The 24,174-nt window shown below is 59.1% G+C and carries 20 protein-coding genes; 11 read left to right on the forward strand and 9 right to left on the reverse strand.

Translation table 11 applies throughout. The annotated features are described in order from the left end of the window. Positions 1-243: 243 nt before the first annotated feature. Together rpsI and rplM are read right to left on the reverse strand one after the other, a co-directional pair. Positions 244-636 (reverse strand): 30S ribosomal protein S9, encoded by a 393-nt coding sequence (gene rpsI, locus ACM530_RS05425; protein ID WP_003171743.1) that lies wholly within the window; start codon positions 634-636, stop codon positions 244-246. A 14-nt stretch (positions 637-650) separates the two neighbouring features. Further along, positions 651-1,079, reverse strand: a complete 429-nt coding sequence (gene rplM / locus ACM530_RS05430; RefSeq protein WP_003171742.1) for a 50S ribosomal protein L13 — start codon at positions 1,077-1,079, stop codon at positions 651-653. Between the two features lie 248 nt (positions 1,080-1,327). Here rplM and ACM530_RS05435 point away from each other — a divergent pair, with 248 nt between their 5' ends. Beyond that, the gene (locus tag ACM530_RS05435; RefSeq protein ID WP_242194720.1) at positions 1,328-2,368 is read left to right on the forward strand and encodes an NADP(H)-dependent aldo-keto reductase; all 1,041 of its coding nucleotides are present in this window, start codon (positions 1,328-1,330) and stop codon (positions 2,366-2,368) included. A 112-nt stretch (positions 2,369-2,480) separates the two neighbouring features. On the opposite strand, the gene ACM530_RS05440 is transcribed toward ACM530_RS05435, so the two are convergent. Next, the gene (locus ACM530_RS05440; RefSeq protein WP_416364395.1) at positions 2,481-3,617 is read right to left on the reverse strand and encodes an acyl-CoA dehydrogenase family protein; all 1,137 of its coding nucleotides are present in this window, start codon (positions 3,615-3,617) and stop codon (positions 2,481-2,483) included. 244 nt (positions 3,618-3,861) lie between these two features. Here ACM530_RS05440 and ACM530_RS05445 point away from each other — a divergent pair, with 244 nt between their 5' ends. Further along, complete coding sequence (locus ACM530_RS05445) at positions 3,862-4,758, forward strand: GlxA family transcriptional regulator (protein WP_369302610.1); 897 nt, start codon at positions 3,862-3,864, stop codon at positions 4,756-4,758. A 129-nt stretch (positions 4,759-4,887) separates the two neighbouring features. On the opposite strand, the gene zapE is transcribed toward ACM530_RS05445, so the two are convergent. The 3 genes from zapE to ACM530_RS05460 all read right to left on the reverse strand — a co-directional run bounded on the left by zapE (position 4,888) and on the right by ACM530_RS05460 (position 8,071). Then, positions 4,888-5,982 (reverse strand): cell division protein ZapE, encoded by a 1,095-nt coding sequence (zapE, locus tag ACM530_RS05450; RefSeq protein WP_106578645.1) that lies wholly within the window; start codon positions 5,980-5,982, stop codon positions 4,888-4,890. 79 nt (positions 5,983-6,061) lie between these two features. Continuing rightward, a complete protein-coding gene (locus tag ACM530_RS05455) occupies positions 6,062-7,417 on the reverse strand; it encodes a tryptophan--tRNA ligase (RefSeq protein WP_416364396.1) in 1,356 nt (451 codons plus the stop codon). Between the two features lie 24 nt (positions 7,418-7,441). After that, entirely contained in the window at positions 7,442-8,071 is a 630-nt protein-coding gene (locus ACM530_RS05460; protein WP_145165231.1) for an alpha/beta hydrolase, read from the reverse strand. A 147-nt stretch (positions 8,072-8,218) separates the two neighbouring features. On the opposite strand from ACM530_RS05460, the gene ACM530_RS05465 reads away from it, so the two are divergent. Continuing rightward, entirely contained in the window at positions 8,219-8,656 is a 438-nt protein-coding gene (locus tag ACM530_RS05465) for a YhcB family protein (protein WP_145165233.1), read from the forward strand. Positions 8,657-8,848: 192 nt separating this feature from the next. Here ACM530_RS05465 and ACM530_RS05470 read toward each other — a convergent pair whose 3' ends face one another. The 3 genes from ACM530_RS05470 to ACM530_RS05480 form a co-directional block, all read right to left on the reverse strand. Continuing rightward, complete coding sequence (locus tag ACM530_RS05470) at positions 8,849-10,573, reverse strand: ABC transporter ATP-binding protein/permease (RefSeq protein WP_416364397.1); 1,725 nt, start codon at positions 10,571-10,573, stop codon at positions 8,849-8,851. Positions 10,574-10,672: 99 nt separating this feature from the next. Continuing rightward, the gene (locus ACM530_RS05475) at positions 10,673-11,233 is read right to left on the reverse strand and encodes a response regulator transcription factor (protein WP_003171731.1); all 561 of its coding nucleotides are present in this window, start codon (positions 11,231-11,233) and stop codon (positions 10,673-10,675) included. After that, positions 11,226-12,488 (reverse strand): ATP-binding protein, encoded by a 1,263-nt coding sequence (locus tag ACM530_RS05480; RefSeq protein WP_106578640.1) that lies wholly within the window; start codon positions 12,486-12,488, stop codon positions 11,226-11,228. Before ACM530_RS05480 ends, ACM530_RS05475 begins: the two co-directional genes overlap by 8 nt. A 218-nt stretch (positions 12,489-12,706) precedes the next feature. Here ACM530_RS05480 and ACM530_RS05485 point away from each other — a divergent pair, with 218 nt between their 5' ends. The 8 genes from ACM530_RS05485 (at position 12,707) to ACM530_RS05520 (ending at position 24,165) form a co-directional block, all read left to right on the forward strand. Continuing rightward, on the forward strand, positions 12,707-13,423 hold the full coding sequence (locus tag ACM530_RS05485; protein ID WP_145165237.1) for an SIMPL domain-containing protein: 717 nt from the start codon (positions 12,707-12,709) through the stop codon (positions 13,421-13,423). Between the two features lie 90 nt (positions 13,424-13,513). Beyond that, positions 13,514-15,115 carry an ABC transporter substrate-binding protein gene (locus ACM530_RS05490; RefSeq protein WP_416364398.1) on the forward strand — a complete coding sequence of 534 codons (1,602 nt, stop codon included), beginning with the start codon at positions 13,514-13,516 and terminating at the stop codon, positions 15,113-15,115. A 258-nt stretch (positions 15,116-15,373) separates the two neighbouring features. Continuing rightward, complete coding sequence (locus ACM530_RS05495) at positions 15,374-17,002, forward strand: ABC transporter substrate-binding protein (RefSeq protein WP_106578637.1); 1,629 nt, start codon at positions 15,374-15,376, stop codon at positions 17,000-17,002. Between the two features lie 365 nt (positions 17,003-17,367). Beyond that, on the forward strand, positions 17,368-18,912 hold the full coding sequence (locus ACM530_RS05500; RefSeq protein ID WP_370004724.1) for an ABC transporter substrate-binding protein: 1,545 nt from the start codon (positions 17,368-17,370) through the stop codon (positions 18,910-18,912). Positions 18,913-19,082: 170 nt separating this feature from the next. After that, complete coding sequence (locus tag ACM530_RS05505) at positions 19,083-20,477, forward strand: OprD family porin (RefSeq protein ID WP_145165243.1); 1,395 nt, start codon at positions 19,083-19,085, stop codon at positions 20,475-20,477. Positions 20,478-20,557: 80 nt separating this feature from the next. Further along, the gene (locus ACM530_RS05510) at positions 20,558-22,156 is read left to right on the forward strand and encodes an ABC transporter substrate-binding protein (protein WP_416364399.1); all 1,599 of its coding nucleotides are present in this window, start codon (positions 20,558-20,560) and stop codon (positions 22,154-22,156) included. 76 nt (positions 22,157-22,232) lie between these two features. After that, positions 22,233-23,243, forward strand: a complete 1,011-nt coding sequence (locus ACM530_RS05515) for an ABC transporter permease subunit (RefSeq protein ID WP_010565541.1) — start codon at positions 22,233-22,235, stop codon at positions 23,241-23,243. A 10-nt stretch (positions 23,244-23,253) separates the two neighbouring features. Beyond that, a complete protein-coding gene (locus ACM530_RS05520) occupies positions 23,254-24,165 on the forward strand; it encodes an ABC transporter permease subunit (RefSeq protein ID WP_145165247.1) in 912 nt (303 codons plus the stop codon). Positions 24,166-24,174: the final 9 nt, after the last annotated feature.

Raw genomic sequence — 24,174 nt, forward strand, 5'->3', positions numbered from 1 at the left:
TTGGCCTGTTAAATCAGGCGTCTACTAAGTGTTGAATCTTTACTTATAAAAATTTTGCCGAATGGTAATGAAAAGCCCCACGTATGACAAGGGAATTGCCCGGGGCTCCCTCTCCAGGCCTTGTAGTATAGGGGGTCTACGGATGTGGCAAGTTGTCACGGCGAAATTTGTGCATAAATCGCAGGCAATAAAAAACGCCCAGCTCCGTGAGGAGTTGGGCGTTTTTGTGGAACGTAAAGCGAATTAACGCTTCGAGTACTGCGGACGCTTACGCGCTTTACGCAGACCGACTTTCTTACGTTCAACTTCACGAGCATCGCGAGTTACGAAGCCAGCTTTGCGCAGTGCGCCACGCAGGGTTTCGTCGTACTGCATCAGAGCGCGAGTGATACCGTGGCGGATTGCGCCAGCTTGACCACTTACACCGCCACCGATAACGGTGACGTAGATGTCGAACTTTTCAACAGTCTCGGTCAGTTCCAGCGGCTGACGAACTACCATGCGGGCAGTTTCGCGACCGAAGAAGTTGTCCAGAGTGCGGTTGTTGATCGAGATGTTACCAGTGCCCGGACGCAGGAAAACGCGTGCGGTTGCGGTTTTGCGACGGCCAGTGCCGTAATTTTGAGTCGCCGACATAATGAACTATTCCGTTAAAACTTCAGTTCTTGGGGCTGCTGAGCAGCATGAGGGTGTACAGCGCCCGCATAGACTTTCAGCTTGCGAAACATATCGCGACCCAGTGGGCCCTTCGGCAGCATGCCTTTGACCGCGATTTCGATCGGGGCTTCAGGCTTCTTGGAAATCAGGCCTTCAAAGTTCGAAGACTTGATACCGCCTGGGAAACCGGAGTGACGGTAGTACATTTTGTCTTGCGCTTTGTTGCCGGTAACACGTACCTGCTCAGCGTTGATGATCACGATGTAGTCACCGGTGTCAACGTGAGGGGTGTACTCAGGCTTGTGCTTGCCACGCAGACGGCTGGCGACTTCAGTGGCCAGACGACCCAGGGTCTGACCAGCGGCGTCGACGACAAACCAGTCGCGCTGAACTGTTTCCGGTTTTGCAGTAAAAGTTGTCATTCTTTAATAGCCTCAGGGGCCGCCCTGTAAATTAGACGGCGGATCTTACTGAATAGTGCGTACTTTGACAAGTCAAAGGCAGCCGGATACAGACGCTATCGGGGGCTCGGGTCGGCGCGTCCGTTCAACGGCAAGATTCTTCGGCAGGCGGCGCATCACTTCCACTGCAGAAAGAGGTGGGCAATTATGCAGATTGCGAAAAAAAATTCAACCTGCTTTTATGATTGTTTTCCCTGAAGGAGTACCCGATGGATTATCGACAGCTGGGCCGAACCGATCTGAACGTAAGCGCGATAGCCTTGGGCACCATGACCTGGGGTGAGCAGAACAGCGAGGCAGAGGCCTTCGCGCAGATCGAACGGGCCAAGGCCGCGGGGATCAACTTCCTCGACACGGCGGAAATGTACCCGGTGCCGCCCAAGGCCGATACCTATGCCACTACCGAGCGTTACATCGGTAATTACTTCAAAAGCCGCGGTGACCGTGCCGACTGGATCCTCGCCAGCAAGATCGCCGGCCCCGGCAACACCATCGACTACATCCGCGACGGCCACCTGCGCCACAACCGCAAGCACATCGTCGAAGCACTGGATGCCAGCCTCAAGCGCCTGCAAACCGACTGGATCGACCTCTACCAGCTGCACTGGCCGGAACGCAGCACCAACTTCTTCGGCCAACTGAGCTACAAGCACAAGGACGAAGACGACCTCACCCCGCTGGAAGAAACCCTCGAAGCGCTGGACGAGCAGGTAAAAGCCGGCAAGATCCGCCACATCGGCCTGTCCAACGAAACCCCGTGGGGCACCATGAAATTCCTCGCCCTGGCCGAAGCCCGTGGCTGGCCCCGCGCGGTGTCGATCCAGAACCCCTACAACCTGCTCAACCGCAGCTTTGAGGTTGGCCTGGCGGAAGTGGCGATTCGTGAACAGTGCGGCCTGCTGGCGTATTCGCCCCTGGCGTTCGGCATGCTCAGCGGCAAGTACGAGAACGGCGCACGCCCGGCCAAGGCACGCCTGACCGAATACAGCCGTTTCAGCCGCTACTTCAACCCGCAGTCCGAAGCGGCGTGCAGCCGCTATGTGGCGCTGGCACGTGAACACGGCCTGGACCCGGCGCAGATGGCCTTGGCGTTTGTGACGCAACAGCCGTTTGTGACCAGCAACATCATTGGTGCGACGTCTTTGGAGCAACTGGATAGCAACATCGCCAGCGCTGACTTGAAGCTGTCGAAAGAGGTACTGGAAGGGATTGAAGCGATTCAGAAGGATCATCCGAATCCAGCGCCTTGATTGATCCCCAAAGCGTTATCGCAGGCAAGCCAGCTCCCACATTTGACTGTATTCACACATCAAAATGTGGGAGGGGGCTTGCCCCCGATGAGGCCCTGAGCACCACCGAAAGTCAAAGCGCTCGCGCAATAATCTCCTTCATGATTTCGTTGGTCCCCGCATAAATCCGCTGCACCCGCGCATCCGCCCAGGCCCGCGCGATCGGATATTCCCACATAAAGCCGTAACCGCCGTGCAGCTGCACACACTCGTCGAGCACCTTGCATTGCAGGTCCGTGGCCCAGTACTTGGCCATCGCGGCAGTAGGCACGTCGAGCTTGCCTTCCAGGTGCAACGCCATGCACTGGTCGACAAATACGCGACCGATCTGAATCTCCGTGGCCATCTCCGCCAGCTTGAACCGGGTGTTCTGGAAATCGGCAATCGCCTTGCCGAACGCCCTGCGCTCGCGGGTGTATTCCAAGGTCCACTGCAGCGCCGCCTCCGCCGATGAGAGCGCACCAATCGCCACGGTCAAACGCTCCTGCGGCAACTCCTGCATCAAATAGGCGAAGCCCATGCCCGCCTGCCCCAGCAGGTTGCCCTTGGGCACACGCACGTCCTGGAAAAACAGCTCCGAGGTGTCCTGGGCCTTCATGCCCACCTTCTCCAGGCGCTTGCCCTTGTCGAAGCCCGGCGTGTCGGCTTCCACCAGAAACAGGCTGGTGCCCTTGGCGCCGGCCTTGGGATCGGTCTTGGCCACGACGATCACCAGCTCGGCGAGAAAGCCATTGGTGATGAAGGTTTTTGAGCCGTTGATCACGTACTCATCGCCGTCCAGCACCGCGGTGGTCTTCACGCCCTGCAAGTCGGAACCCGCCCCTGGCTCGGTCATGGCGATGGCCGTCACCATTTCACCGGAAATCAATTTGGGCAGGTACTTCTGCTTCAGCGCCTCGCTGCCGTAATGCAGGATGTATGGCGCGACGATGTCCGAATGCAGCGAGAAACCGATGCCTGTCAAACCCAGGCGACTGACCTCTTCGATCACCACCGCGCTGTAGAGAAAGTCGGCGCCCAGGCCGCCATACTCTTCCGGCAAGTGGGAGCAAAGCATCCCCGCCTCCCCCGCCTTGCTCCACAACGCACGGTCGATATAGCCCTGTTTCTCCCATTGCCCATGGAACGGCGCGGCGTGTTTTTCAAGGAAGGTGCGCACGCTCTCGCGGAAAAGTTCGTGCTCCGAGCTGAACAAGGTTCTGGGGATCATGGGTCACCTGCGTGGATTGTCGGACAAAGGCCAGACCACAGAGCCTATGCCGCGAAGCCGTCACGGGACACTGGACACATGCGACAAAAAATAAGACGATCCAGCCGTCTGGTGACCACTTTCCCCTATAAGAATAAATGAAATTATGTCTAACCAAATCTCCACGCCCTTGCGGCGCGTCAGCATTTTGGCCATTGATCGGGTATTCGCTTCCACCCTCATGCAAGCCAAGGATTTCTTCCATCTGGCCAGTCTGCGTTATGGCAAACAACAAGGCCTGGGCCTGACCCCGGCGTTTGAAACGCGTCTGGTCAGCCCCGACGGGCAATCGGTGCGCAGCTTCAGTGATGTGATCATGCCGGTGGACGGCGGCCTGGAAGACGCCGACATCATCGTGCTACCGGCCTTCTGGGACGACTTCGACGCGTTATGCACACGCTACCCGCAAGTGCTGCCCTGGCTGCGCCAGCAACACGCACGCGGCGCTGTACTCTGCGGCGAGGCCACCGGAGTGTTCTGGCTGGCCGAGGCCGGATTGCTCGATGGCAAGGAGGCGACCACCTACTGGCGTTTCTTCAATGCCTTCAGCGAACGCTTCCCCAAGGTGCAGCTCAACCAGGACAAGCACCTGACCGACGCCGACAACCTGTATTGCGCCGGCGGCACCACCTCGGCGTGCGACCTTTATATCTACCTGATCGAACGCTTCTGCGGCGCCAACATCGCCCAGGCCGTGGCCCGCGACATCCTCTACGAAGTGCAACGCAGCTACGCACCGGGGCGCATTGGTTTTGGTGGGCAGAAGCTGCACCAGGACGTGATCATCCTGCAGATCCAGCACTGGCTCGAAGAGCACTTTGCCGACAAGTTCCGCTTCGAAGACGTCGCCCGCGAACACGGCATGAGCATCCGCAACTTCATGCGCCGTTTCCAGACCGCCACCGGCGACAAGCCGCTGCACTACCTGCAACGCCTGCGCATCGAGACCGCCAAAGGCTTGCTCTCGGGCAGCCGCAAAAGCATCAAGACCATCAGCTATGAGGTGGGTTACGACGATGCGAGCTTCTTTGCGCGGCTGTTCCGCCAGCACACCGAGCTGTCGCCGAACCAATACCGGCAGCAGTTCCAGCAAGCCGCTTAAGCAGGGTCAAACACCGTAAAAAATGTGGGAGGGGGCTTGCCCCCGATAGCAGTCGGTCAGTCAGTACACCTGGCCCTGACACACCGCTATCGGGGGCAAGCCCCCTCCCACCATTTATGCGTGTCGCTGTTAGGGTTTGTGCCCGCGCGACAGGAACTCGTGGGACTGCATTTCCAGCAAGCGGCTCAGCGTGCGCTGGAATTCGAAGTTCAAGCGACCGCCGGTGTAGAGGTCCTTGAGTTCGACTTCCGCCGAGATGATCAGCTTGACGTTGCGGTCGTAGAACTCGTCGACCATGTTGATAAACCGGCGCGCAATGTCGTCAGTGGTGACGCTCATCTGTTCCACGCCGCTCAGGATCACCGCGTGGAAGATCTTGCCCAGTTCGATGTAGTCGTTCTGGCTGCGCGGGCCATCGCACAGCTGGCGGAACTCGAACCAGGCCACGTCATCGCAGGTGCGCAGCGCGATGATTTCGCGGTTCTCGATCATCAGCTTGTCGTTTTCGACCGCCTTGGTGCATTCCGGCGTGAGCGCGCGGAAGCTTTTTTTCAGGCTGTCCAGCGCGGCATCGTTCAGCGGATAGTGGTAAAGCTCCGCTTGCTCAAGGTGACGCAGGCGATAGTCGACGCCGCTGTCGACGTTGACGATCTCGGTGTTCTGCTTGATCAACGCGATGGCCGGCAGGAAGCGCGCGCGTTGCAGGCCGTCCTTGTACAAGCCATCGGGCACGATGTTCGAGGTCGCAACCAGGGTCACGCCGTTCTTGAACAGCTCTTCCATCAGGGTGCCGAGGATCATCGCATCGGTAATGTCGGAGACGAAGAATTCGTCGAAACAAATCACCCGCGCCTCGTCGGAGAAGCGCTTGGCGATGATGGTCAGCGGGTTTTTCTCGCCCGGCAGCGTCTTCATTTCTTCGTGCACGCGCTTCATGAAGCGGTGAAAGTGCGTACGCACCTTTTCCTTGAACGGCAGCGCTTCGAAGAAGGTGTCGACCAGGTAAGTCTTGCCGCGGCCCACGCCACCCCAGAAGTACAGGCCTTTGACCGGCGTATGGTCTTTCTTGCCAAACAGCTTGCTGAACATCCCTGGCTTGTTTTGCGAGGCCGCGACCAGGTCGTCGTACAGGCGCTGCAAATGACGCACCGCATTTTCCTGCGCAGCGTCATGGAAGAATTCAGGGCGTTTCAGATCAGCTTGATATCGTTCTAGGGGCGTCATAATTTCGTTAGCAAGGCAACAAAAACGGGCCGTCACTGTAACGACGGCCCTGGATAATGGCAATCAACCCTTGGTCGGGTTAATCCTCGGTTGGGGTCAACGCAACGCGCAGCGCGGCGATGGCTGCATCGCGCGACGTTTCGTCGGCGAACGCGGCACTGTCGGCAACCACCGCGCCATCGAGCCATACGCTGAAACTCAGGGCTTCAGTGCGTACATCCAGCGCGTCGCCGTTTTGCAGTTGCTTGGTCACCGCGCCGGCCGCTTTGCCGTCGGCGAAATTGCGCGACAGCAGCAGTTGCTCGCCGTCGGCCGACAGCAGGCGGAAGCGGAAGCTGCCGTCGTCTTCGCGAAAGCTCACAAAGCGCGCGGCTTTGGCGGCTTTCTTCTTGGCAGCCACCGGCGCGGCGGCCTGATTGACGAACGAGCGCAAGCCAACCGCCTCACGCAGCTCGGCCAGGAACGGCGCCGCCACGGCGCGGGCTTTCTGGGCACCGATCAGTAGCAGGTCTTCCATGTCCGAGGGGCGCGACATCAGTTGGTGATAACGCTCGCGCGCTTCACCCAGTTGGCCGTCGAGCAGTTGGAACAGACGGCTCTTTGCCTCGCCCCAGCCCAGGCCTTGCAGCAGCTCGGCACGGAACTCTTCTTCCTGGGCCTTGGTTGCAAACGCCTGGAACAGGGTGAACAGGTGCGAGTTGTCCGGGTCCTTGGCTTCGTCAGGCGCGCGCGAGTCGGTGACGATCCGCGAGATCGCCTCCTTCATGTCCTTGGCGCTGGTGAACAACGGGATGGTGTTGTCGTAGCTCTTGGACATCTTGCGGCCATCCAGGCCCGGCAAGGTGGCGACGCTTTCTTCGATCAACGCCTCAGGCATGGTGAAGAATTCTTTACCGTTGCCAAACAGGTGGTTGAAACGCTGGCCAATGTCGCGGGCCATTTCCACGTGCTGGATCTGGTCGCGGCCGACCGGCACCTTGTGCGCATTGAACATCAGGATGTCCGCCGCCATCAGCACCGGGTAGCTGTACAAGCCCATGGTGATGCCCGCGTCCGGGTCTTCGCCGGTTTCCAGGTTTTTATCCACCGAGGCCTTGTAGGCGTGGGCGCGGTTGAGCAGGCCCTTGGCGGCAACACAGGTCAGCAGCCAGGTCAGTTCAGGAATTTCCGGGATGTCGGACTGGCGATAGAACGTCACCCGGTTCACATCCAGGCCACCGGCCAGCCAGGTCGCGGCAATTTCCATACGCGAGCGCTGGATGCGCTGCGGGTCATCGCATTTGATCAGGGCGTGGTAGTCGGCCAGGAAGTAGAAGGAGTCGGCATTCGCGTCCTGGCTGGCGAGGATCGCCGGGCGGATCGCGCCGGCGTAGTTGCCCAGGTGCGGCGTGCCGGTGGTGGTGATGCCGGTGAGAATACGGGTACGAGTCGTCATGGGTAATCGCTTATCAGACTGCTATCAATTCGAGAGGCGCGGCAGCACCAGATCCTTGAGATCGGTGAGCTTGCCATGAAAAAAGTGCCCGCATTCTGCCACTTTCAGCAGCTCATGGGGGCGTTTCAGGGCAGCGGACCAATCGTAGACGACCTGCGGGTCGACCACTTCGTCGGTTTCCGGCTGGATCAAAGTCAATGGGCAGCCTTGGGGCAGCACGTCGGTATCACGCAGGCGCATCACGGCGGCGGCGACCATGAACAGGTGCGCGAGCTTTTCACCCTTGGCTTCCAGACGGCCGCCGAGGCTGGCGGCCACGTAACCACCAAAGGAAAACCCGAGCAGGGTGAGCGGCAGGTCGGGGTGTTTTTCCCGCAGCCAGGTGGCGGCCGCTTCGGCATCATCCACTTCACCGGTGGCCATGTCGTGGGTACCGGCGCTGGCACCGACACCGCGGTAATTGAAACGTAAAGTAATCAAACCGGCATCGCGAGCGGTGCGTTGCAGGGTCGAGACAACTTTATTGAGCATGGTCCCGCCCTGCACCGGGTTAGGGTGGCAGATCAGCGCCAGGCCACGTGGCTCGGGGTGATCCAGGTACAGGGCTTCCAATTGGCCAACCGGGCCATCGATCAAAACGGGGGTTTCACGCATGAGCAAGGAATGAACTCCGTGACCTCACAAAGGGTCGACTCGTCTAGCTAAAAGTCTGTGCATGGCATCATTGCGAGCTTAATCGCGGTATACAGCGCAGGTCCGAGCCGTTAACGTAAAGCAAAGCCGTTTATAGAGGAAGGACTCGTGGAACACTCGCTCTTAGTTTGGTTGTTGCCGACTCTCGCCTTGGTTGCCGGTGTCGCCATTGGATTCCTGGTTGCCCGCCTGCTGCCAAATGCCGCGCCTAACCGCACGCAGCGTCAGTTGGATGACATTCAGGAACGTTTTGACAGTTATCAGAACGAGGTTGTTACCCACTTCAACAGCACCGCGACCCTGGTCAAGAAGCTCACCCAGAGCTACCAGGATGTACAGGATCACCTCGCCGATGGCGCTAACCGCCTGGCCCTCGACGACATCACCCGCCAGCGTCTGCTGGCCGCGCTGCATTCCGATGCACCGCACGCGCCACGGGAGCGCCTGACGCCTCCGCGGGAAAACCAGGAGCCACCACGGGACTACGCGCCAAAAACGCCGGACGCCCCAGGCATGCTGGATGAGCATTACGGCTTGAAGAAGTAAGTCTTCTGCAAGCAATAAAAAGCCCGGCTGATCGATGATCAGCCGGGCTTTTTATTGGGCTTCACTTTCCAGAACACTGGAGATCCACTGTGGGAGCGGGCTTGCCCGCGAATGCGGTGGGTCATCAGCACATCGCTAACTGACAGACCGTATTCGCGAGCAAGCCCGCTCCCACGTTGACCGCGTACGACCTTAAGCCGGTTGCTGCTCCTGCAACAACCCACCGTCAATCCGTACATGCCGCCCATGGAAGCGCTTGAGGCTGCTGCGATGGCCGACGCTGACGATGCTCAGTCCCGGCAACTCGTCAATCAATGCTTGATACAACGTGGCCTCGTCTTCCTCATCCATCGCCGAGGTGGCTTCATCCATGTACAGCCACTGCGGCGCGAACAACAACGCGCGAGCAAAAGCCAGGCGCTGCTGCTCACCCGGCGAGAGCATGCGTTGCCAGTGATTGGCTTCGTCCAGGCGCGCAACCAGATGCGGCAGGCGGCACGTTTCCAGGACCTGTGCATGACGTTCGGCCGAGTACGCGCTGTCGTCTTGTGGATAACTCAACACAGCCTTCAGCGTGCCAATGGGCAAGTAAGGCTTTTGCGGCAGAAACAGGTAACGCGCAGCCGGCAGACGAATGCTGCCGTGGCCCGCTGGCCAGAGGTGGCCCATTGCGCGCAGCAGCGTACTCTTGCCGCTGCCTGAGCGCCCGCTGAGCATCACGCGCTGGCCCGGCTCTACGGTCATGTCGGCGTCGGTCAGCAAGTGACGACCGTCAGCCAAATCCATGCCCAGGTTTTTCACCACCAGGCGCTCGCCCTCGGCGTGCACATCGATGGCGGGCACACGCTGCTCGTTGTCACTCATGGCCTGATGGAAGCTGAGCAGACGATCACTGGTCGCGCGCCATGAAGCCAGCTCCGAATACGCGTTGATAAACCAGCTGAAGTTCTCTTGCACGTTGCCGAACGCCGAGTTGATTTGCATCAGCTCGCCCAGCTCGATCTTGCCGGTGAAGTAGCGCGGCGCGGCGACAATGAAGGGGAAGATGATCGCAATCTGGCTGTAGCCAGCGGTGAAAAAGGTCAGGCGCTTGGACACTTTCATGATGTCCCAGAAGTTGTGCCAGACCTTGCCAAAGCGTGCGCTCAGGCGCTGGTTCTCATTCGGCTCGCCGTTGTACAAGGCGATGCTCTCGGCGTTCTCACGCACACGCACCATGGAGAAACGCAGGTCTGCTTCAAAGCGTTGTTGTTGGTTGCTCAGGCCGATCAAACGACGGCCGATCAGGTGGGTCAGCCAGCTACCGACGCCCGCGTACACCAACGCGCACCAGAACATATAGCCGGGGATGGTGAAACCAAACACTTCGATACTGCCCGACACGCCCCACAGGATGATCGAGAACGACACCAGGCTCACCACGTTGCGCAGCAGGCCTAACCCCAGGCTCAAGGTACTGGAGGTGAAGTTGTTGAGGTCTTCGGAAATCCGCTGGTCCGGGTTATCGGTGTAACCGCCCTGCTCCAGCTGGTAGTAATTCTTGTGGGCAAGCCAACGTGCAAAATGCTTTTCGGTGAGCCAGGCACGCCAGCGGATCGTCAGCATCTGGGTCAGGTAGAGGCGGTAGACCGCGCCGAGAATCGCTACGGCGGCGATCCCGCCGAAATAGCCGATCAGCTGCCAGAAGGCGGCGGTGTCCTTCTTCTCCAGCGCGTTGTAAAAGTCTTTATACCAGTGGTTGATCCACACGGAGATCGCCACGCTGAACAGCGACAGGCCAATCACTGCAGCCAGCAACAACCAGGCCTTGCCCTTCTCTTCGCTGCGCCAATAGGGCGTGATCATCGCCCAGGTTCGGCGAAAGAAGTGCCCACGCACCGCATCGTTGACCGCGGAGTACTCAGCGTTCTGATTCATCGTTCAGGCTCGGTAGGAAAAAGTGACAGGCGTTTGAACCGATCATAGACGATCGGTTCAGGGCTCCGTGCAGCCTGAAGCAGATTGTTCAGACTTTGTTCAGCGCCGTACCGGACGCTTCTGCAGCTTGCGTTGCAGGGTACGCCGGTGCATGCCCAGGGCGCGGGCGGTAGCGGAGATATTGCCTTCGTGTTCAGTCAACACGCGCTGAATATGCTCCCACTGCAGACGGTCCACCGACATCGGGTTTTCCGGCACCAGAGTGTCGAGGTCGGCATGCTCGGAGAGCAGCGCGGCCAGCACGTCGTCGGCGTCCGCCGGCTTGCACAAATAATTGCAGGCGCCGCGCTTGATGGCCTCGACGGCGGTGGCGATGCTCGAGTAACCGGTGAGGATCACCACGCGCATTTCGGGGTCGAGTTCCAGCAACTTGGGCAGCAGCACCAGGCCGGAGTCGCCGTCCATTTTCAGGTCGAGCGCGGCGTAGTCCGGTAAATCGGCCTGGGCGATGGTCAGGCCTTCTTCGGCCGAGCCTGCGGTGCTCACGCGAAAACCACGGCGGCTCATGGCGCGCGCCATCACGCGGGTAAAGGTGGCGTCGTCATCTACCAGCAGCAGGTGCGGCAGTTCTTCGCCTTCGACTTGGATCTCGTCACTCATCGATATCTCCTCGTGCGACACGGGGCAGGCGCAGCTCGGTGAGCGTGCCACCTTCCTCATGACTATAGAGCTTCACTGAGCCGCCCGCGCGGGTCACGCTGGCCTTGCTCAAAAACAGGCCGAGGCCGAAGCCTTTGCCCTTGGTGGTAAAGAAGGGTTTGCCGATCTGCTCGGCAATGGCCAGCGGCACGCCCGCGCCGTGGTCACGAATGCTGATGGTCACGTTTTCCGCGTCCCAGTCCAGCTGCACGCCCAACCCTTCAGGGCAGGCATCGGCGGCGTTGTTCAGCAGGTTGAGCAACGCCTGCGTCAGGTCTGGCGGCGGCGCCATGCGCGGCACGCTGCCCTGGCCCAGCAGGTTGAAACGGTAACTGGCTTCGGGGCGCATCAGGTGCCAGCGGTTCAGGGCTTCGTCGAGCCACTGGGTCACGTCCTGCATCTCCACCGCCAGGCGGCGATTGGCCTCGGCGGCGCGTACCAGTTGCTGCAAGGTCTGCTTGCACTGCTTGACCTGTTCCTGCAACACGCTCAGGTCATCTTGCAGCGCCGGGTCGTGATGGTCCTGGGTCATTTCCTTGAGCAGTACGCTCATGGTTGCCAGCGGTGTGCCCAGCTCATGGGCGGCGCCGGCGGCCTGGGTGGCGACGGCCAGCAACTGCTGGTCACGCAGGCCTTCCTCACGGCGAATGGCGCGCAATTCTTCCTGGCGGCGCAGCTCTTCGGCCATGCGCGCGGCGAAAAACGTGATAACCGCAGCGGACAGCGCAAAGCTCAGCCACATCCCGTAGATCTGCAGGTTTTCCCGGGCGATAGGGAAGGTCTTCAGGGGGTAAAACTGCGCCAGCAGCAAGGTGTACAGCGTCAGCGCGATGCCCGACAGCACCACCGAATAGCGCCATGGCAACGTCACGGCGGCAATGGTCAGCGGCACCAGGTAATAAGACACGAACGGGTTGGTGGAACCACCGGAGAAATAAAGCAACACACTGTGGATAAACAGGTCGCAGGCCAATTGCAGCGCGTATTCCAGCTCGGTCACCGGCCACGTGGTGCGCAGCCGAATGGCAGTGAACACGCACAGCACGATGGAAAAGCCCAGTGTCACGGCCAGCTGCAGCCACGGCAGCGGCAGCAGGTCGAACCAATACGCGAGCCCGACGGAGCCGGCCTGTGCGGCCAGTACCAAGGTACGAATGAACGTCAGGCGCCAGAGGTTCTGGCGGGTGGCGGAAGTCAGTTTTACGGCGGCGAGCATGAGCTCTCCCGGTGAGCGCTGCAGGCGGATCGGCAGGAGTATAAACGAAGCAGACCCGCTGGCACGGCGCGTGTGGCTCTTTGACGCAGGCCGGGCAGATGACCGTTCGTCGGCACCGCGCCACTTGTAGCGAATGTGTAAACCCGAAGAACCCGATAGCACCGTCTACAGTCTTACCGAACACGGTTATACCAACACGACCATCCCAAGGAGCTTCCATGTCTCGTTTCACTCGCAGTGCAGCTGTCCTCACTCTCAGCGCCAGCGCCCTGGCCAGCCTGCCGGCCATGGCCGCCGATGAACTGCATTACAACCAGATCTCCCTGCGTGCCGAAGTCAGCCAGGAAGTGGCTCGCGACAAGATGATCGTCACCCTTTATACCGAGTCACAAAACACCGACCCGGCCAAGCTCGCCGCCGAAATCACCACCACCCTGAACAAGGCCCTGGGCGAAGCGCGCGAAGTCAAAGGCGTGACCCTGCGCCAGGGCAGCCGTAACAGCTACCCGATCTACGACAACAAGAACCAGAAGATCACCGGCTGGCGCGAGCGTGCCGAACTGCGCCTGGAAAGCGCGGATTTCCCGGCGCTGTCCAAGCTCACCGGCGATCTGCTGAACACCCTGAAAATGGAAAACATGGACTTCGCCATCGCCGACGCCACGCGCAAGTCCAGCGAAGATGCCCTGCTTAAAGACGCGGTCGCCGCCTTCAAGGCGCGCGCGCAGTTGGCCACCGATGCGCTGGGCGGCAAGGGCTACAAGATCGTCAACCTGAACTTCAACACCAACGGCTACCCGATGCCTTACGCGCGCGGCGCCGGCATGATGATGAAAGCGGCGATGGCGGATTCGGCACCGACGCCTGAAGTAGAAGCGGGTACCAGCCAGGTCAACATGAGCGCCGACGGCGTGATCGAAGTACAGATGCAGTGACCTCTACCTGACAAACCTGAACGGCGGTAACCTCGGTTGCCGCCGTTTTCGTTTGGGCGGCTGTATAGGCCTGCCACTTCAGGAGTTTCCATGGAAAGAACCGCTTTCAAACCGCTACTCCTGGCTGCAAGCCTGCTGGCGTTCATGCCGATGGCCCAGGCGGCCAGCACCCTGGTCTACTGCTCCGAAGCCAGCCCTGCCGGCTTCGACCCCAGTCAGTACACCAGCGGCACCGATTTTGATGCCTCCGCCGAAACCGTGTTCAACCGCTTGACCCAGTTCAAGCGTGGCGGCACCGAAGTCGAACCCGGCCTGGCAACAAGCTGGGAGGTATCCAATGACGGCCTGAGCTACACCTTCCATCTGCGCGATGGCGTCAAGTTCCACACCACCGACTACTTCACCCCTACCCGCGACTTCAACGCGGATGACGTGCTGTTTACCTTCAACCGCCTGCTGGATGCCGACAGCCCATTTCGCAAGGCTTACCCGTCCGAGTCGCCATACTTCACCGACATGGGGTTGAACACCACGATCAAAAACGTCGAAAAACTCGACGATCACACCGTGCGTTTTAACCTGAATAATGTCGATGCCTCGTTCGTGCAAAACCTGGCCATGAGTTTTGCCTCGGTGCAATCGGCCCAATACGCCGCCCAGCTGTTGAAACAGGGCAAGGCTGAAGACATCAACCAGAAACCCGTCGGCACCGGGCCGTTTGTGTTCAAGCGCTACCAGAAAGACTCGCAGATCCGTTACGTCGCCAATAAACAGTATTGGAAACCCGAGGATGTGAAGCTCGACAACCTGGTGTTTGCGATTACTCCGGACGCCGCTTCGCGCTTGCAGAAGCTCAAGGCCGGCGAATGCCAGGTCAGCGGTTACCCACGCCCGGCCGATATCGAGGTGATGAAACAGGACCCAAACCTGCGCGTGCTGCAACAAGCCGGCTTTAACCTGGGCTTTCTTGCTTACAACGTGACTCACCCGCCGCTCGACCAACTCAAAGTGCGTCAGGCCCTGGATATGGCCATCGACAAGCCGGCAATCATCAAGGCCGTGTACCAGAGCGCCGGGCAATTGGCGCAGAACGCATTGCCACCTGCCCAGTGGTCTTATGACCCCACCATCAAGGACGCGCCCTACGACCCGACCAAGGCGCGGGCGCTACTAAAAGAAGCAGGGGTTGCACCAGGTACCACCATCAATCTTTGGGCGATGACCGTGCAGCGCGCCTCCAATCCCAACGCGCGAATGTCGGCGCAGATGATTCAGCAGGATTGGGAAAAGGTGGGTATCAAAGCCAACATAGTCAGCTACGAATGGGGCGAATACATCAAACGCGCCAAAAATGGCGAACATGACGCGATGATTTACGGCTGGACCGGCGACAACGGCGACCCGGATAACTGGCTCGGCGTGCTCTACAGTTGTGCCGCGGTCAAAGGCAGCAACTACGCCAAATGGTGTAACCCGGCCTACGACAAACTGGTGCAGCAAGCCAAAGTCAGCAGTGACCGCAACCAGCGCATCAAGTGGTATCAACAGGCACAAAAAATCCTTAAGGAACAAGTACCTATAACGCCTATCGCAAACTCGACGGTTTTCCAGCCTATTCGAAAAGAAGTGCAGGACTTCAAGATCAGTCCTTTTGGCCTGACGCCGTTTTATGGTGTCAGTCTAGATAAGTAACAGCTGCGCCCCAACCGAGTGCGCCAGACGCCTCGGTTGGGCTTTTTTGGTGCGTCAAATGCACCGAAAAAACCCTCTATATATATGCATTTATGTACAAACTTTCATAAATGCGACATTCCTGTACGTTCGTACCACTGTTTGGCCTCCACGACGGTTCAGCATCTTGCAATGGGTATGGCCCCTGCATAAGTATCCGCAGGCCGACTCACGAGGTCGCCCTCAACACCAAAAATGACAACAAATCATGAGGCCAACATGCTTAAACACGCAGTCCTTCCGCTTTTAGTTAGCGCTGGCCTTATGGCCGCAGCCCCTTTCGCCCAAGCGGCGACTAACCTGGTGTTCTGCTCCGAAGGGAGCCCGGCCGGTTTTGACCCAGGCCAGTACACCACCGGAACAGACTTCGATGCCTCGGCCGAAACCGTGTTCAACCGCCTGAGCCAATTTGAACGTGGCGGCACCGCCGTTGTTCCAGGCCTGGCCACCAGTTGGGACGTTTCCCCGGATGGCCTGACGTATACCTTCCACCTTCGTGAAGGCGTCAAGTTCCACACCACCCCGTATTTCAAGCCGACTCGTGAATTCAATGCCGATGACGTGCTGTTCACGTTCAATCGCATGATCAACAAGGACGATCCGTTCCGCAAAGCCTATCCAACCGAGTTCCCGTACTTCTCGGACATGGAGATGGACAAGAACATCAAGAACATCGAAAAAGTTGATGACCATACCGTCAAGTTCACCCTTGGCACCGTGGACGCGGCTTTCATCCAGAACCTGGCAATGAGTTTCGCGTCGATCCAGTCGGCCGAATACGCTGCCCAGCTGTTGAAGGAAGGCAAAGCCAGCGACATCAACCAGAAGCCAATCGGCACCGGGCCGTTCGTCTTCAAGAGCTACCAGAAAGACTCCAACATCCGCTTTACCGGCAACAAGGACTACTGGAAGCCTGAAGACGTCAAGGTTGATAACCTGATCTTCTCGATCTCCACTGACGCCTCGGTACGCATTCAAAAACTCAAGAAGAACGAGTGCCAGATCACGGCCTATCCTCGCCCAGCGGACATCAAGCCACTGGAAGCGGACAAGGACATGAAGATGCCGCACCAGGCGGGCTTCAACCTGGGTTATATCGCTTACAACGTCATGCCTGTGCTTAAGGGCCAGACCACGCCAAACCCATTGGCAGACCTGCGGGTTCGCCAGGCGCTGGACATGTCGGTCAACAAGCAGCAGATCATCGACTCCGTGTATCAGGGCGCAGGCCAACTGGCCGTCAACGCCATGCCGCCGACCCAATGGTCGTATGACACCACCATCAAAGACGCCAAGTACGACCCGGCCAAAGCCAAGGAACTGCTCAAGGAAGCCGGTATCAAGGAAGGCACCGAGATCACCTTGTGGGCCATGCCGGTTCAGCGTCCGTACAACCCGAACGCCAAGCTGATGGCTGAGATGCTGCAGAGCGACTGGAAACAGATCGGCCTGAAGGTCAACATCGTCAGCTACGAATGGGGTGAGTACATCAAGCGCTCCAAAGGCGGCGAGAACCAGGCGATGATCATCGGCTGGAGCGGTGACAATGGTGACCCGGACAACTGGTTGGGTACCCTCTTTGCCTCCTCGGCCTTGAACGGTAACAACTTCTCCAAGTTCACCAACAAGCAGTACGACGACCTGATCAGTCAGGCCAAGTCGACCACTGATGTGGCCAAGCGCACCGAACTGTACAAGCAGGCGCAACAACTCCTGAAACATGAATTGCCTTACACACCTATCGCGCACTCGACGGTGTATCAACCCATGCGCAACACCGTGCAGGACTTCAAGATCAGCCCGTTTGGCTTGAACTCTTTCTACGGCGTAAGCGTAAGCGGCAAGTAAGGATTAATAACGGCGACGTTTCATAACGTCGCCGTTATTGCATCCGCCTGGACCGTAGGAATCAGACCACCTTTGCGACCGTTACCGTCCTACGGCAACGAACTGCGATAGGTGCGTCTGTTGCCTACAAGGTCAATCCGTTTTGGCGCATTTACTGCGAAGTCCACGGCCCATACCGTCGTACGACAGCAGAGGCACCAATATCGGAAAGGCACCTGCCGTGTGTGGGATCAGTGATATCTCCCAGGCTTCGAGCCTGGGTGATTGCTCGCTGATGACAACTACAAACAAGGATCGGGATCGTCATGCGCCATACCACTGTTCTATCCGCAATTTTTGGCACCAGCCTGCTGGCTGTGGCCACGATGGGCCAAGCCGCCGACAAGAAGAGCCTGGTGTTCTGCTCTGAAGGCAGCCCGGCCGGGTTTGACACCGCGCAGTACACCACCGCCACCGACAACGATGCGGCCGAGCCGCTGTACAACCGCTTGGTTGAGTTCGAAAAAGGCGCGACCAATGTGGTACCTGGGTTGGCAACCAAGTGGGATATTTCCGAAGACGGCCTGACCTACACCTTTCATTTGCGTGAAGGGGTGAAATTCCACAGCAACAAGGAATTCAAGCCGACGCGCGACTTCAACGCCGACGACGTGCTGTTCACCTTCAACCGCATGCTTGACCCCGACCACCCGTTTCGCAAGGCCTACCCCACCGAGTTTCCATACTTCAACGGGATGAGCCTGAACAAGAACATTGCCAAGGTCGAGAAAACCGACCCGCACACCGTGGTGATGACCTTGAATACGGTTGACGCCGCGTTCGTTCAAAACATCGCCATGAGCTTTGCCTCGATTCTGTCGGCCGAGTACGCCGAGCAGTTGCTCAAGGAAGGCAAGCCCAGCGACATCAACCAGAAGCCGATCGGCACTGGCCCGTTTGTGTTCCAGCGTTATCAGAAAGACTCGCAGATCCGTTACGTGGCTAACAAACAGTACTGGGACCCAAGCCGGGTCAAGCTGGACCAACTGATCTTCGCCATCAACACCGATGCGTCGGTGCGGGTACAGAAGCTCAAGGCCGGCGAATGCCAGATCACGCTGCACCCGCGCCCGGCCGACGTCGACGCCCTCAAGGCCGACCCGAACCTGCAACTGCTGACCAAACCCGGCTTCAACCTGGGTTACATCGCCTACAACGTGCGCCACAAACCCTTCGACCAGCTCGAAGTGCGTCAGGCACTGGACATGGCGGTGAACAAGCAGAGCATCCTCAACGCCGTGTACCAGGGCGCCGGCCAACTGGCGGTCAACGCCATGCCGCCGACCCAGTGGTCCTACGACGACACCATCAAGGACGCTGCCTACAACCCGGAAAAAGCCAAGGAATTGCTCAAGGCCGCCGGCGTCAAGGAAGGTACCGAGATCACCCTGTGGGCGATGCCGGTGCAACGTCCGTACAACCCCAATGCCAAGCTGATGGCCGAGATGCTGCAAAGCGATTGGGCCAAGATCGGCCTCAAGGTCAAGATCGTCAGCTACGAATGGGGCGAGTACATCAAGCGCACCAAGAACGGTGAGCACGACGTCAGCCTGATCGGCTGGACCGGCGACAACGGTGACCCGGACAACTGGCTGGGCACTCTTTACAGCTGCGACGCCATCGGCGGGAACAACTATTCCATGTGGTGTGACCCGGCGTACGACAAGCTGATCAAGCAAGCCAAGGTCGTCACCGACCGCGAACAAAGGACTGTTCTGTACAAACAGGCGCAGCAACTGCTTAAAGCACAGGTGCCGATCACGCCCGTCGCCCACTCGACGGTCAACCAGCCGTTAAGCGCCAAAGTCGAAGGTTTCAAAGTCAGCCCCTTCGGCCGCAACGTGTTCTCGGGCGTCAGTATCAACCCATAAAAAAATAACCGGATTGCAGGGAGCGACGTTGGCTCCCTGGCAAACGTGCAGCCTTTTGTTGCGAAATTTCCTACAGCAAACGTTTGCAAAGGCTTGAACGAGTTACACACCCAATAGCCGGTTCACCTAAAAAGACCGGCATTAAAAAGAGAACCAAAGGAGCTTCACCCATGAAACTGAGCAGCAAAGCGCTTCTGGCCCTGGCCATCAGCAGCATCACGGCAACCGCCTTCGCTGAAACCCAAAGCCAGGACTTCGTCCCTACCACGTTGGCCGGCACCAGCGCCCAAAGCGAGGCCAAAGGCTTTATCGACGGTCAAAGCCTGGGCGGTACCACCCGTAACTGGTTTTCCAACGAGCAGCGTTTCCGTGGTAGCAAGTTCACTTACCAGAAGCACGGCGAGGCTCGCACCGACGCCTACCGTACCAACTGGCTGCAAGGCACCATCCTTAACTACTCCTCGGGCTTCACCCAAGGCACTGTTGGGGTAGCAACCGAAGTAGCGGGTTACAACGTCATCGCGCTCGACCAGAGCAAGCGTGACATCAAGGGCGGTTCCAACCGTACCCTGGCCGACTCCGACGGCGATGCAGTAGGCCAGTGGAGCAAACTGGGCCTGGCCAACGTCAAGTTCCGTGTGTCCAACACCACCTTGACCGCCGGTCGCCAGAACTTCAGCAGCGGCATCGTCGACACCATCGGCAACCGTGCACTGCCGTCGAGCTTTGAAGGTTTTGCCCTCAACAGCGAAGAGTTCAGCAACCTGTCGTTCCAGGGCGCTTACTTCGACCGCGTGTCGCCACGTACCGAACAGAGCCTGTCGAAATTCCGCAGCGAATACGGCAATGGCCAGGAAGCGGATCACGTCTACACCGCGGGCGTGAACTACCAGCCGTTCAAGAGCCTGAAAACCAGCTTCTTCGGCGCTCAAGTCAAAGACTTCTGGAACCAGTACTACTTCGGCGCAACCCATGAACTGGGTGACAGCCAGCAACTGAGCCTGACCACCGGCCTGAACTACTACAAAACCGTCGACGAAGGCAAAAAGTTGATGGGCAAGATCGACAACGACACTTACTCGCTGTCGCTCGGCCTGACTCACCAGGCTCACAGCCTGACCTTCTCGTACCAGGAAGTGAACGGTAACGAGTACTTCGACTACCTGCACGAAACCAACGGCATCTACCTGGCCAACTCCCTGACGTCCGACTTCAACGGTCCGAACGAGAAATCGTTCCAGATCGCTTACGGCATCAACATGGCCGAATACGGCGTGCCAGGCCTGAAGTTCAACATCTACTCGGCTCGCGGCTGGGGCATCGACGGCACTCACTACACCGGCGACGGCGGCCGTGCCGGCTTTGCTTACAACGGTATCCAGACCCAGGACGGCGAGAAACACCAGGAATACGGCGTGGGTACTTCCTACGCGATTCAAAGCGGCGCACTCAAGGCCACCACCATTCGTGGTACCTACGTGACTCACCGTGCCAGCGCTAACCAGGCTGACGGCAACCTGCGTGAGTTCCGCCTGGTCACCACCATCCCGTTCAACATTCTTTAATTAGCGCCAGGTAGACGGCGGGCTCAGGACGAGCCCGCCGTCTACGCTTGTCTGGTTCACTCGATTGCAGAGGGCTCTGAATGAAAATGCTCCCGTTACAAGCTGCCATTGCCGCTGCGCTATTGAGCGTTGCGATCGGCGTTTCGGCCAAACCGTTGGTGGTCTGCACCGAAGCCAGCCCGGAAGGTTTTGACCCGGTCCTGTACACCACCGCCGTCACCGCTGACGCCGCGGCAGAAACCATGTTCAACCGCCTGGTGGACTTCAAGCCCGGCACCACCGAAGTCGTGCCTGCCCTGGCCAAAGACCTGCCGGAAATCAGCGCCGATGGCCTGACCTACACGTTCCACCTGCGTGACGACATCAAGTTCCACACCACCGATTACTTCAAACCCACGCGCAACATGAATGCCGACGATGTGCTTTGGAGCTTCCAGCGCCAGCTGGACCCGAATCACCCGTGGCACAACAAGTCCAACGTGGGCTACCCGTACTTTGAAAGCATGGGTTTCAAGGAACTGCTCAAGAGCGTAGAGAAGACCGACGACCACACCGTGGTCTTCACCCTGACCCGTCCTGAAGCACCGTTCCTGTCCGACCTGGCCATGGCGTTTTCCTCGATTCACTCCGCCGAATACGCCGACCAGTTGCTCAAGTCCGGCAAGACCGATGACCTGAACGCCAAGCCCATCGGCACCGGCCCGTTCATCTTCAACCGTTACGCCAAAGACGCCCAGGTGCGCTTCAAGGCCAACCCGGACTACTTCCGTGGCAAGCCGCCGGCTGACCCGTTGATCCTGGCCATCACTACCGACAGCAACGTGCGCCTGCAAAAGCTCAAGGCCAACGAATGCCAGATCGCGCTGTATCCCAAGCCCGATGATGTGCCGAGCGCCAAGGCTGATCCCAATCTGAAAGTCGCGGAACTGGCGGCGATGACCACCAGCTACACCGCCTTGAACACCACCCACAAGTACATGAGCGACGCGCGCGTGCGCCACGCGATCAACATCGCGTTCGACAAAAAAGGCTACAACGAGTCCCTGTACGGCAAAGGCAACGCAATCGACGCCACCGGCCCGTACCCGCCAACCCTGCTGGGCTTTAGCGAAAAGCTGAAAAACCCACCGCGTGACCTGGACAAGGCCCGCGCCCTGCTCAAGGAAGCCGGCGTACCGGAAGGCACCGAGTTCACCCTGTTCACCCGTAACGGCGGCGGCCCGACCAACCCCAACCCGATGCTCGGCGCCCAGCGCATGCAGGCGGATCTGGCGCAGATCGGCCTGAAAGTGAACATCAAGGTCATGGAATGGGGCGAAATGCTCAAGCGTGCCAAAAACGGTGAGCACGACATGGTGTCCGCCGGTTGGGCGGGGGATAACGGGGACCCGGATAACTTCCTCACACCAAACCTGAGTTGCGATGCAGCCAAAAACGGCGAAAACTACGCCCGCTGGTGTAACAAAGAGTTTCAAGACTTGATCGACAAGGCACGCGCTATCGCTGAACCGGCCCAGCGCGCTGCACTCTATGAACAAGCACTGGACGTTTTCGAGAAGGACCAACCATGGATTCCCATGGCTTACCCGAAAATGTTCACCGCCATGCGCAAAAACGTCGAGGGTTATACCCAAAGCCCTCTGACGACCAATAACTTCGCCACCACCCAGGTGAAGTAATAAGAGAAGACGCTCGGCACCGTCGCCATTGACGGTGCCGAACCTGCCTAACCGGCTGATTGAGGTACACAACAAGATGTTTAGTTTTATTGCCCGCCGATTGGGGTTATTGATCCCCACGTTTTTCGGCATCACGTTGCTGACGTTTGCGTTGATTCGCATGATCCCCGGCGACCCTGTCGAAGTCATGATGGGCGAACGACGAGTCGACCCCGAGATGCACGCACAGGCAATGGAACGCCTCGGCCTTAACAAGCCGCTGTACGCGCAATACCTGGACTACGTAGGCAAACTCGCCCACGGCGACCTCGGTGAGTCCCTGCGCACGCGCACCAGCGTGTGGACCGAATTCACCGCCCTCTTCCCTGCGACCCTGGAACTGTCCATGGCCGCCCTGTTGTTCGCCGGTATCCTGGGCCTGTTGGCCGGGGTGATCGCGGCCTTGAAACGAGGATCCCTGTTCGACCATGGGGTGATGGGCATCTCCCTGGCGGGATATTCGATGCCGATCTTCTGGTGGGGCCTGATCCTGATCATGTTCTTCTCGGTAAGCCTGGGCTGGACCCCGGTTTCCGGGCGTATCGACCTGCTCTACGACATCGAGCCGCGCACCGGCTTCATGCTGATCGACACGCTGCTGGCTGACGAGCCGGACGCGTTCTTCGACGCCCTGCACCACTTGATCCTGCCGGCCATCGTGCTCGGCACCATCCCGCTGGCGGTTATCGCGCGGATGACCCGTTCGTCGATGCTCGAAGTCCTGCGCGAAGACTATATCCGTACCGCCAAGGCCAAAGGCCTGTCGCCGGCGCGCGTGGTGTTCGTCCACGGCCTGCGTAACGCACTGATCCCGGTACTCACCGTGGTCGGCCTGCAAGTGGGTACTCTGCTGGCCGGTGCGGTTCTGACCGAAACCATCTTCTCGTGGCCCGGCATCGGCAAATGGCTGATCGAAGCCATTGGCGCACGGGACTATCCCGTGGTGCAAAACGGCATCCTGTTAATCGCCTGCCTGGTGATTCTGGTGAACTTCGTGGTGGATATCCTCTACGGCTTCGCCAACCCACGCATCCGTCACCAGCGCTGAGATCATGACCATGACCACACCTACTTCCGCGGTAGCAGTCGATCAAAGCCTGCTGTACCCGTCCCCGTACAAAGAATTCTGGCAAGCCTTTTCCAAGAACAAAGGCGCCGTCGCCGGCCTGCTGTTCATGTTGCTGGTGGTGTTTTGCGCGATCTTCGCCCCTTGGGTTGCGCCGCATAACCCGAGCGAGCAATACCGTGACTTCCTGCTCACCCCTCCAGCCTGGCTGGAAGGCGGGCAGATGCAGTTCCTGCTCGGCACCGACGAACTGGGCCGTGACCTGCTCTCGCGCCTGATCCAGGGTTCGCGCCTGTCCTTGCTGATCGGCTTGTCGTCGGTCGTGATGTCGCTGATCCCGGGCATCCTGCTGGGCCTGTTCGCCGGGTTCTTCCCGCGCCTGCTTGGCCCAACCATCATGCGTTTGATGGACATCATGCTGGCCCTGCCGTCGCTGCTGCTGGCCGTTGCCATTGTCGCGATCCTCGGCCCTGGCCTGATCAACACCGTGATCGCCATTGCGATCGTGTCGCTGCCCTCTTATGTGCGTCTGACCCGTGCTGCGGTGATGGGCGAACTGAACCGCGACTACGTGACGGCCGCCCGCCTCGCCGGCGCCGGCCTGCCACGCCTGATGTTCATCACCGTGCTGCCCAACTGCATGGCGCCGCTGATCGTACAGGCCACCTTGAGCTTCTCTTCGGCGATTCTCGATGCCGCGGCCCTGGGCTTCCTTGGCCTTGGCGTACAACCGCCAACCCCAGAGTGGGGCACCATGCTGGCTTCGGCCCGTGACTACATCGAACGCGCCTGGTGGGTCGTGAGCTTGCCGGGTTTGACCATTTTGCTCAGCGTGCTGGCAATCAACTTGATGGGTGACGGCCTGCGCGATGCGCTGGACCCGAAACTCAAGAACGCCGCCTGAGGAGATTCC

Source organism: Pseudomonas sp. NFX183, from assembly GCF_047943075.1.
Classification (GTDB): domain Bacteria; phylum Pseudomonadota; class Gammaproteobacteria; order Pseudomonadales; family Pseudomonadaceae; genus Aquipseudomonas.

Excerpts from the sequence above, each read along its gene's own strand:
- rpsI (WP_003171743.1), bottom strand. The coding sequence starts at position 636 with ATGTCGGCGACTCAAAATTACGGCACTGGCCGTCGCAAAACCGCAACC.
- rplM (WP_003171742.1), bottom strand. The coding sequence starts at position 1,079 with ATGACAACTTTTACTGCAAAACCGGAAACAGTTCAGCGCGACTGGTTT.
- ACM530_RS05435 (WP_242194720.1), top strand. The coding sequence starts at position 1,328 with ATGGATTATCGACAGCTGGGCCGAACCGATCTGAACGTAAGCGCGATA.
- ACM530_RS05440 (WP_416364395.1), bottom strand. The coding sequence starts at position 3,617 with ATGATCCCCAGAACCTTGTTCAGCTCGGAGCACGAACTTTTCCGCGAG.
- zapE (WP_106578645.1), bottom strand. The coding sequence starts at position 5,982 with ATGACGCCCCTAGAACGATATCAAGCTGATCTGAAACGCCCTGAATTC.
- ACM530_RS05455 (WP_416364396.1), bottom strand. The coding sequence starts at position 7,417 with ATGACGACTCGTACCCGTATTCTCACCGGCATCACCACCACCGGCACG.
- ACM530_RS05460 (WP_145165231.1), bottom strand. The coding sequence starts at position 8,071 with ATGCGTGAAACCCCCGTTTTGATCGATGGCCCGGTTGGCCAATTGGAA.
- ACM530_RS05470 (WP_416364397.1), bottom strand. The coding sequence starts at position 10,573 with ATGAATCAGAACGCTGAGTACTCCGCGGTCAACGATGCGGTGCGTGGG.
- ACM530_RS05475 (WP_003171731.1), bottom strand. The coding sequence starts at position 11,233 with ATGAGTGACGAGATCCAAGTCGAAGGCGAAGAACTGCCGCACCTGCTG.
- ACM530_RS05480 (WP_106578640.1), bottom strand. The coding sequence starts at position 12,488 with ATGCTCGCCGCCGTAAAACTGACTTCCGCCACCCGCCAGAACCTCTGG.
- ACM530_RS05485 (WP_145165237.1), top strand. The coding sequence starts at position 12,707 with ATGTCTCGTTTCACTCGCAGTGCAGCTGTCCTCACTCTCAGCGCCAGC.
- ACM530_RS05490 (WP_416364398.1), top strand. The coding sequence starts at position 13,514 with ATGGAAAGAACCGCTTTCAAACCGCTACTCCTGGCTGCAAGCCTGCTG.
- ACM530_RS05495 (WP_106578637.1), top strand. The coding sequence starts at position 15,374 with ATGCTTAAACACGCAGTCCTTCCGCTTTTAGTTAGCGCTGGCCTTATG.
- ACM530_RS05500 (WP_370004724.1), top strand. The coding sequence starts at position 17,368 with ATGGGCCAAGCCGCCGACAAGAAGAGCCTGGTGTTCTGCTCTGAAGGC.
- ACM530_RS05505 (WP_145165243.1), top strand. The coding sequence starts at position 19,083 with ATGAAACTGAGCAGCAAAGCGCTTCTGGCCCTGGCCATCAGCAGCATC.
- ACM530_RS05510 (WP_416364399.1), top strand. The coding sequence starts at position 20,558 with ATGAAAATGCTCCCGTTACAAGCTGCCATTGCCGCTGCGCTATTGAGC.
- ACM530_RS05515 (WP_010565541.1), top strand. The coding sequence starts at position 22,233 with ATGTTTAGTTTTATTGCCCGCCGATTGGGGTTATTGATCCCCACGTTT.
- ACM530_RS05520 (WP_145165247.1), top strand. The coding sequence starts at position 23,254 with ATGACCACACCTACTTCCGCGGTAGCAGTCGATCAAAGCCTGCTGTAC.